We start from the raw sequence: 7,904 nt of genomic DNA, 5'->3' as shown, positions 1-7,904 counted from the left end.
TCCATCCTAGAGCAAGCAGATCGGAAAATCCACGGTACAGGCCGTTCAAAATGTTGCCGTCTCCTGCCGGGATAAGGACTATATCCGGAGCCTCCCACGACAACTGCTCGGCAATCTCACATGCGACTGTTTTTTTCCCTCGGCGGTATAGGGATTGTACCCAGTATTGCGAGCATACCAGCCAAACTCAGAACAAGCAGCGCGGCACAGCTCGACCGCATCGTTGTACGACCCCTCGACCAGAAAGACGTGCGCGCCATACATCAAGAGCTGAGCAAGCTTGCCCGGCGGGATTGTATGCGGGACAAAGATGACACAAGGCATTCCCTCGGCGGCGCACAGGCCAGCCAGCGAGGCAGCAGCATTTCCCGAAGATGCCGTCGCAAGGGTGGTTTCGCCCGCATTGATCGCGTGAGCAACGACCAGCGCGCTTGCCCGATCTTTGAGCGACCCTGTGGGATTGCGGCTATCGTCTTTGATCAACAGGTGCGCTAACCCAAGCGAGGCTCCCAGGCGCGCAGCGCGGATAAGCGGGGTCCAACCAATATTTAAGGAGTACAGGCCGGAACAGTGGTGTGGAGACGGATGCTGCCGGAGTGGCAGGAGCGGAGCATATCGCCAGATCGAGCGATCTGTGTTTTCCGCAAGGGCTTGGAGACTCCAGGACGCCGCGATCTGCTCGTAGTTGGGGCGCATATCAAGGGTTGCTCGACGGCGACACTGTGGGCAATCATAGCGAATGGCATCGGGTGCGTATTCTGCCGCACAGTACGAGCATTGCCACGAAAAGGGTGTGGTGATCATCTGCTGGCCTTTGCGCGGGCCTTTCTCAAAGATCCGGATCTGGCTTCCGCGCAGCGGTGGATATGCGCGGGCGCGCAGCTATCGCTATAATGTAATATAAGAGAAGCTTTACTACATTAGCATGCCGCTAGCGCGTGCTCCTGTCCGAGTCCGGCCCGTGCTTAAAAACGTTTTCGATCGACACAATCGCCTCATCGATCATCGCGGCGCTGACTCCGTAGTGCGTGACAGCACGAATACGACCATGTCCAAGCTCGCCCAGGGCAACCCCCTCGCGGCGAGCAGCCGCCAGAAAACTGCGCCAGGTAAAGCGCGGATCGATCACCCGAAAGATCACGATGTTCGTCTGCACGGTGCGCAGGTCGATCTGCACGCCCGGCATTTCGGCCAGCGCCAGCGCCAGCCGCCGCGCGTTGGCATGATCGTCGCTCAGGCGCTCGACCATCGTTTCGAGCGCGACAGGCTGGGTAAATGTATCGCTTCGTAGCTCGATCATCCTGTGCTCTCGTGGATTGTCGGGGTGAGCAGCGCTGTGCTCAGGCCGCTGCCCAGGCATTTTAGCATAATCGGCGGACCATGCCCGGCCTGCCGAAAGACGGGCAACGCGGCGGGCCGATCCCAAAGCGATACAACCGGCGCTGGTCGGCAGTGTGCTGCAACACGTGGCGCGGAACATACGATTTGAGTGGTACCATATGAGAGCTGACATAGCCCTCTGATTCTCAATGTTCGCGAGGCCCTACAGCCGGAGGAGTGGGCAGGATGGGAGCAGGCAAGACCTTAGAAGTCGCTTTAGAGACGTGGCTGGCCGATCTGGCCGAGCGACGCTTGAGCGAGCGGACGATCATTACCTATCGCTCGGCGCTGGCGCAATTCCGCCAGTGGGTGGAGACGCAGCCGGAGACGATCGAACTCGCGACGTTGCACCTGCGCACATTTCAGGACTTTATCGACTCGCTCAAGGCCCGCAGGCTGCATCATCACACGATCTTGGATTATATCGGCGTGCTCACGCGCTGGCTTCAGGATCTGGTCCACGATGGCGAGCTACCGCAGGGCGTGCCGAATGATCGCGGCAAACATCTCCAGCCCGCAGGTGTCCGCGACCGGCTGGAGCGGATGGTCGAGCGGCGCAACCCTCCCGTCGCTCCCCGCATCCCCGATCTCCGCGATCTGCCGAACTACTATCCAGACTGTCTCGCGGCCTTTCTCGCACAGCGCGGCGGTGCGCCGCCCGCGTCGGATGATGCGCGCGCCTTTCGGGAGTATCTCTCGCTGCTGCGCAATCAGGCATTGATCGGCGCGCTGTTCGCCAGCGGCGGGCGTATCTCGGAGGTCTTATCGCTGAAAACAGCGCAGGTGCGGCATCTCGGCACCATTCCCGATGCCGTGCAGATCACAGGCAAAGGACGCAAGCAGCGTCCGCTGCGGCTGGACGAGGATGCGCGGCGCTGGATCGGGCAGTATCTCCGCGTCCGGGCGCATCATCCGCTCGCGAAGATTCAGAGCGCGGAGTATCTCTTCATCTCGCACGGGCCGCGTGGCGCTGGCGCGCAGCTAACATCTGTCACCGGCTGGCGCGTCGTCAAGGCCGCCGCCGATGCGCTCGCCGATGCCCAGGTAGCAGACGGAGCAGCGCCACGTGAGGTCCGTGCCCTGCGCGCCGTGTCGCCACACGCGATCCGGCACTATGTCGCCCAGTATATGCTGGAAGAAGGCGGCCTGGCCTATCAGGATATTGCCGCGATCTTCGGCCATAGCTCGGCAATCGTCACCGAGCAGGTCTATGCGCGGCTGAGCGACGAGCGTACCCTGGAGCTGGCAGATACCGCCGCACCACGCCGCCGCAAGCCGCGCTAGACGGGCAAGAACCAGGTTCAACGTTCAACGTTCAAAGAACGCGAAACGCGAAGCTCGAAACTCGGCCCCGGTCCCTTGTTCGCTCGCCCCGGCCTACGGCGCGAATCCCGACGCCTGCCATGTGACGCTGGCGAGCTTGGCCTGCCCCGCCACGGACGGATGGAAGTAATCGCGCGTCGAGACATCGCTCGCCACGAACGTGGTGTTAAACACGGCGTTGCCGTCGAAGCGGCACTGCGGATACTGCGCGCAGACCTGCGCCAGCTGGGTGTTGAAGTCGATGTTGCGCTGCCGAACACGCTCGCGTCGGCTTACGTCGGCCTGGGTGGTCGAGAGCGGGTTGGCGAGCATCGACTGGCAGATGCCAAGCGTTGACCACGTGGTGCGCGCCGCCCAGTTGCCTTTGAGCACCGCCCACAGATTATAGATGTTCGGGATACTCACGACATAGATGCGCGCACCCGGCGACCATGTATTGAGGCTGCGCATCGCCTCTTCAAACTCGGCGCGGAAGGTGTCCACGGGCGTCATCGACGCCTCGCTCGACGTGCAGACATCGTTCGCGCCCATAAGGATCGTCACATACTCGACCTGAAGCAGGTTGACCGCCGCGACCTGATCGGAGAGGTCGGCGATCTTCGCGCCGGAAACCGCCGCATTGTAGTTGTTGCCATTGATCGCCGGATTGTTCGCCAGGATACGCAGATAGAGGCTGTTCACGGTGGCGTTGCTGCCCGTGCTCCACGAGTTGGACGGAGCATCGATGAAGCCGTTGCTGCCAGTGTTGAACGCACGGGTGATCGAGTCGCCGGTGGAGGCCATCGAGCTGGGATAGACGCCAACTGCGGCGGATGGGCTGGTTGTGCCGAGCAGCAGCAGGATCACCAGCAAGGACAGAGGCCAGATGGACGCCAGGCGGAGCGGACGAATCCTCATAGGAGTCTCCTTGGGCTGAGATGAGGGGGGATAATAGATTTGAGGCGTGTATTGTAATGGTTAAAAGTTATAAAATCAACCCCTCACAGCGCGCAGGTTGAGGCGGCAATCAGCCATTGTGCAACGTAGTAGGTCACGAGGATCGCCAGATGTGCCCAGCGGAACGAGCCAGCGAAGCGATCGATCGCCAGCAGCGAGTCGGAGGCGACGAAGAGCACCGCGCCGATCCCGGCCAGCAGCGCGTCGGGCGTGGCGAGCTGAAGCCAGCGGGCGCACGCCTGCCAGGCCATCACGCTGATGACCAGGCTATAGCCTGCGACGGGCAGCGCCATGCTGCCGAGGTGCGGGCGCAGGCGCGCGAAGAGCATCATGCCGTAGGCCAGGAAGGGCAGGCCCGACCATAGCGGCATGAGCGGCTGGACGCCCACATTGAAGGCGACGATATAGCAGAGATGCGCCAGAAGAAAGCTAACCAGCCCCGCCAGAAAGCGGTCGGCGGGAAGCATCAGAAACACGTCGCCAGCCAGCGAGCAGAGCAGCCCGGCGATAATCGCGTAGCGGTACGCTGGCAGAGTCTCACCCGACGAGCCAGCGGCGATCAGCAGGATCGCCACGGTGGTCAGCGGCTTGAAGAGGTAGACCTGCGCGCGGGAACCGCCGTACTCAGCCCGAATATGGAGCGCGGCGGAAGCAAGCGCAAGCAGTGTCAGGACGATCGTCACTCCGTTGAACATGCGGGCCTCATCTAGCTATGCATCGGCGATCATGCGGCGACGGATCTATTCTACACGCTCATCCTGCCAGGATTGACGGGCACCGCATAAAGATGCTATCGTCGTCACGCTCAATGAGAAGGCTGTGCGAGCATGAAACGCACGTTGACGGACTACGGCGCTGCGGAGCTGGCGGCGAGGAGATCGGGCGGATCGCGTCGTTCGATCTGGTGCAGCGCGCGGCTCGATCCGTTGAGTCCGGCAGCGCGGGCCTGCCGGTGGGCGTGCAGGTGATCGCCCGTCCGTGGCAAGATCATGTCGTCCTGGCCGTCATGCAGGCGATCGAGTGCGCGGCGCAGACCTGCGATGATTACCCATATTTCGAGGCCGCGTTTTCCGAGGCTGCGCGTTGACTCTACGCCAGGGAGTGGTATCGTACAACGCGCGTAGAGAGGTGCAACAAGAACGATGAAATCAGCACTGATCGTATGGGGTGGCTGGGAAGGCCATCAGCCCCGACAATCCGCAGAACGCTTCGGCGGGATTCTGCGCGACGAAGGGTATGCCGTCGCGCTGGCGGATACGCTGGATGTCTATCTCGATCGCGCGCGGCTGCAATCGCTCAGCCTGATCGTGCCCGTGTGGACGATGGGCACGATCACCGACGAGCAGCAGCGCGGCCTGCTGGATGCCGTCGCCTCCGGCGTGGGCGTGGCGGGCTGGCATGGCTGCATGGCCGACTCGTTTCGGCAGAACACGGCGTACCAGTGGATGGTCGGCGGGCAGTGGGTGGCGCATCCTGGCAACATCATCGACTACACCGTCAACATCGTCAACCGCGACGATCCCATCACCGAAGGGCTGAGCGACTTCGCGGTTCGTACCGAGCAGTACTACATGCACGTCGATCCGTCGAACGAGGTGCTGGCGACGACCACCTTCAGCGGCGAGCACGCGCCGTGGGTCGCGGGCTGCGTCATGCCGGTAGTCTGGAAGCGGCGCTGGGACCAGGGCAAGGTCTTTTACTGTTCGCTTGGGCACCAGACGGCGGATTTCGATGTGCCTGAGGCGCGCGAGATCATGCGGCGCGGTATGCTCTGGGCGTCGCGCTAGCGTTTGGAACTCGAAAGAATCACAGGAAACTATATGACCACACAACCTGTCACCGTCGGGATCGTCGGCTGCGGCAACATTAGCGACATCTATCTGCGCAACTGCACGCGCTTTCCGAATCTGCGCGTGCTGGCCTGCGCCGATCTGGTGGCGGAGCGCGCGGCAGCGCAGGCGCAAAAGTATGGCGTTCCTAAGGCGTGCAGCGTCGAGGAGCTGATCGCTGACTCCGCGATCGAGCTGGTGATCAACCTGACCGTGCCCCAGGCACACGGACCGATCGGCATCGCGGCGCTGGAGGCTGGTAAATCGGTCTACAATGAAAAGCCGCTGGCGATCGACCGCGAGAGCGCGGCCCGGATGCTCGATCTGGCGCGCACGAAAGGGCTGCTGGTGGGAGGCGCTCCCGACACCTTTCTCGGCGGCGGGCTGCAAACATGTCGCCGCCTGCTCGACGAGGGCGCGATCGGCAAACCGGTGGCGGCGCATGCCTTTATGCAGTATCGCGGCCCCGAAAGCTGGCATCCCAACCCCGACTTCTTCTATCAGCCGGGCGCTGGTCCGCTCTTCGATATGGGGCCGTACTACCTGACCGCGCTGACCAGCCTGATCGGGCCGGTGCGGCGTGTCACCGGCTCGGCGCGGATCTCGTTTCCGGAGCGGGTGATCACCAGCCAGCCGCATCACGGCACGATGATCAAAGTGAATACGCCAACGCATATCGCGGCGGTGTTGGACTTTGCCGACGGCCCGGTGGCGACGCTCGTCACCAGCTTCGACGTTTTGCCCGGACGGATCGGCGGCATGGAGATCTTCGGCACCGAGGGCACCATGATTCTGCCCGATCCCAACACCTTTGGCGGCCCGGTGCTGCTGCATCGGCCCGGCACCGAGGGCTGGCCGGAGCAGACGATCTTGCACGGCCATACGGAGAACAGCCGGGGCATTGGCGTGGTGGATATGGCCGACGCGCTGCGGACGGGACGCCGCCAGCGGGCGCACGGCGAGATGGCCTATCACGTCCTCGACATCATGCACGCGATTCACGAAGCCTCGGAGCAGAACCGTCACATTGAGCTGAGCAGCACCATGCAGCGGCCCGACGCGCTGCCCGTGGGCTGGTCGGCGCTGAAGGAGCAGCCGGTATGAAGATCGATCAGGTTGCGGTTCAGCTCTACACGCTGCGCGATCTCACGGCGAGCGATATGCTCGGCACGCTGCGGCAGCTCGCGCAGATCGGCTATCGCGCCGTTGAGCTGGCGGGCTACGGCAATACGACACCGCAGGCGATTCGCGCCGAGCTGGATACGCTTGGTATGCGCGCTGCCGCCGCTCACGTCCGGCTCGATCAGCTTGAGCAGGCCGATGGCGCTGTGGAAGCGCTCAAGACCATCGGCTGCGAGTATGTGGTCGTACCGTGGGTTGGCGAGGAACATCGCGGGAGCGTGGCGCAGGTGCGCGAGCTAGCCGAGCAGCTTAACCGCACAGCTCGGCGGCTGGCGCAGCACGGGCTGCGCCTGGCGTATCACAATCACCAGTTCGAGTTCGCGCCGCTCGACGGCACGACGATGTGGGATCTGCTCGTCGCCGAGACAGATCCGGCGCTGGTCGATTTCGAGCTGGATGTGTACTGGGCCGCCTACGCCGATCAGGACCCGCTGGCGCTGATTGAGCGGCACGGCGCGCGGCTGCCGCTGCTGCATCTCAAAGACCGCGCGGCGGACGAGGAGCGCGACGCGCCCGTTGGGCAGGGCACGCTGCCCTGGGAGCCGATCCTGGCGGCGTCGCGCGCCCGCTGGTACATCGTGGAGCAGGATCATCCACGCGCGCCGCTGGCGGATGTCGCGCATAGCCTGCGCTACCTGCGTGGCCTCGCGAAGGCGGCGTCATAGGGTGATGAATCCGTAGGGGCGTATCGCAATACGCCCCTGCACACCGTCCCGACCCACGCCGCTGCTACTCGCGCTGAAAGGCCGCGTCGAAGGCGCGATTGCTGGACGGAAAATCGTGGCGGCGGACGAAGGCGCACGCATCAGCCGCGCCGTACTCGCGATCCATGCCGCTATCCTCCCACTCCACCGACAGCGGGCCGCTGTAGCCGATGCGCGTCAGCGTGCGAAAGATCGGCTCCCAGTCGATCCCGCCGTGTCCGGGCGAGACGAAATCCCAGCCGCGCCGATGATCGCCGAAGTTGAGATGCGAGCCCAGGATGCTGGTGCGTCCGTTCAGGTTGCGGGCGCTCTCTTTGACATGCACGTGATAGATCCGATCGGCGAAGGTTTCGAGGAAGAGCACCGGATCGATGAACTGGTGATGCATGTGGCTCGGATCGAAGTTGATGCCGAACGCCGGTCGTCGTCCGATCGCATCCAGCGCGGCCTCGGTTGTGTGGATGTCGTAGGCGATCTCGGTGGGATGGACCTCCAGCCCAAAGCGCACGCCGACCTCGTCGAAGACATCCATGATCGGATTCCAGCGGTC

The 7,904-nt window shown here is 63.3% G+C and carries 10 protein-coding genes; 5 read left to right on the top strand and 5 right to left on the bottom strand.

The genetic code is table 11. From position 1 onward, the window contains the following. Window positions 1-78: 78 nt before the first annotated feature. Both VFZ66_22255 and VFZ66_22250 read right to left on the bottom strand, forming a co-directional pair. Window positions 79-696, bottom strand: coding sequence for a pyridoxal-phosphate dependent enzyme (locus tag VFZ66_22255; protein HEX6291925.1), 618 nt, complete (start codon window positions 694-696; stop codon window positions 79-81). A 235-nt stretch (window positions 697-931) separates the two neighbouring features. Continuing rightward, a complete protein-coding gene (locus VFZ66_22250; protein ID HEX6291924.1) occupies window positions 932-1,300 on the bottom strand; it encodes a hypothetical protein in 369 nt (122 codons plus the stop codon). A 266-nt stretch (window positions 1,301-1,566) separates the two neighbouring features. On the opposite strand from VFZ66_22250, the gene VFZ66_22245 reads away from it, so the two are divergent. After that, window positions 1,567-2,664, top strand: a complete 1,098-nt coding sequence (locus VFZ66_22245; protein ID HEX6291923.1) for a tyrosine-type recombinase/integrase — start codon at window positions 1,567-1,569, stop codon at window positions 2,662-2,664. A 93-nt stretch (window positions 2,665-2,757) separates the two neighbouring features. Here VFZ66_22245 and VFZ66_22240 read toward each other — a convergent pair whose 3' ends face one another. Then, on the bottom strand, window positions 2,758-3,600 hold the full coding sequence (locus VFZ66_22240) for an SGNH/GDSL hydrolase family protein (GenBank protein HEX6291922.1): 843 nt from the start codon (window positions 3,598-3,600) through the stop codon (window positions 2,758-2,760). 83 nt (window positions 3,601-3,683) lie between these two features. Continuing rightward, window positions 3,684-4,334 (bottom strand): lysoplasmalogenase, encoded by a 651-nt coding sequence (locus VFZ66_22235; GenBank protein HEX6291921.1) that lies wholly within the window; start codon window positions 4,332-4,334, stop codon window positions 3,684-3,686. A 113-nt stretch (window positions 4,335-4,447) separates the two neighbouring features. On the opposite strand from VFZ66_22235, the gene VFZ66_22230 reads away from it, so the two are divergent. Genes VFZ66_22230 through VFZ66_22215 form a run of 4 tightly spaced genes read left to right on the top strand, consistent with a single transcriptional unit; the run spans window position 4,448 to window position 7,315 of the window. After that, a complete protein-coding gene (locus tag VFZ66_22230; GenBank protein ID HEX6291920.1) occupies window positions 4,448-4,726 on the top strand; it encodes a hypothetical protein in 279 nt (92 codons plus the stop codon). Between the two features lie 55 nt (window positions 4,727-4,781). Continuing rightward, window positions 4,782-5,426 (top strand): ThuA domain-containing protein, encoded by a 645-nt coding sequence (locus VFZ66_22225; protein HEX6291919.1) that lies wholly within the window; start codon window positions 4,782-4,784, stop codon window positions 5,424-5,426. Between the two features lie 33 nt (window positions 5,427-5,459). Then, window positions 5,460-6,572 carry a Gfo/Idh/MocA family oxidoreductase gene (locus VFZ66_22220; protein ID HEX6291918.1) on the top strand — a complete coding sequence of 371 codons (1,113 nt, stop codon included), beginning with the start codon at window positions 5,460-5,462 and terminating at the stop codon, window positions 6,570-6,572. Next, window positions 6,569-7,315: a sugar phosphate isomerase/epimerase gene (locus VFZ66_22215; protein HEX6291917.1), complete on the top strand. Its 747-nt coding sequence runs from the start codon at window positions 6,569-6,571 to the stop codon at window positions 7,313-7,315. The genes VFZ66_22220 and VFZ66_22215 overlap by 4 nt, the downstream gene beginning before the upstream one ends. Before the next feature lie 64 nt (window positions 7,316-7,379). Here the strand turns inward: VFZ66_22215 and VFZ66_22210 are convergent. After that, the coding region (locus tag VFZ66_22210) for a sugar phosphate isomerase/epimerase family protein (GenBank protein ID HEX6291916.1) at window positions 7,380-7,904 on the bottom strand (525 nt) is incomplete at its 5' end.

It is taken from the genome of Herpetosiphonaceae bacterium, assembly GCA_036374795.1.
Classification (GTDB): domain Bacteria; phylum Chloroflexota; class Chloroflexia; order Chloroflexales; family Kallotenuaceae; genus LB3-1.
This window is presented reverse-complemented; position numbering and strand designations above follow the sequence as displayed.

Excerpts from the sequence above, each read along its gene's own strand:
- VFZ66_22255 (HEX6291925.1), bottom strand. The coding sequence starts at position 696 with ATGCGCCCCAACTACGAGCAGATCGCGGCGTCCTGGAGTCTCCAAGCC.
- VFZ66_22250 (HEX6291924.1), bottom strand. The coding sequence starts at position 1,300 with ATGATCGAGCTACGAAGCGATACATTTACCCAGCCTGTCGCGCTCGAA.
- VFZ66_22245 (HEX6291923.1), top strand. The coding sequence starts at position 1,567 with ATGGGAGCAGGCAAGACCTTAGAAGTCGCTTTAGAGACGTGGCTGGCC.
- VFZ66_22240 (HEX6291922.1), bottom strand. The coding sequence starts at position 3,600 with ATGAGGATTCGTCCGCTCCGCCTGGCGTCCATCTGGCCTCTGTCCTTG.
- VFZ66_22235 (HEX6291921.1), bottom strand. The coding sequence starts at position 4,334 with ATGTTCAACGGAGTGACGATCGTCCTGACACTGCTTGCGCTTGCTTCC.
- VFZ66_22230 (HEX6291920.1), top strand. The coding sequence starts at position 4,448 with ATGAGAAGGCTGTGCGAGCATGAAACGCACGTTGACGGACTACGGCGC.
- VFZ66_22225 (HEX6291919.1), top strand. The coding sequence starts at position 4,782 with ATGAAATCAGCACTGATCGTATGGGGTGGCTGGGAAGGCCATCAGCCC.
- VFZ66_22220 (HEX6291918.1), top strand. The coding sequence starts at position 5,460 with ATGACCACACAACCTGTCACCGTCGGGATCGTCGGCTGCGGCAACATT.
- VFZ66_22215 (HEX6291917.1), top strand. The coding sequence starts at position 6,569 with ATGAAGATCGATCAGGTTGCGGTTCAGCTCTACACGCTGCGCGATCTC.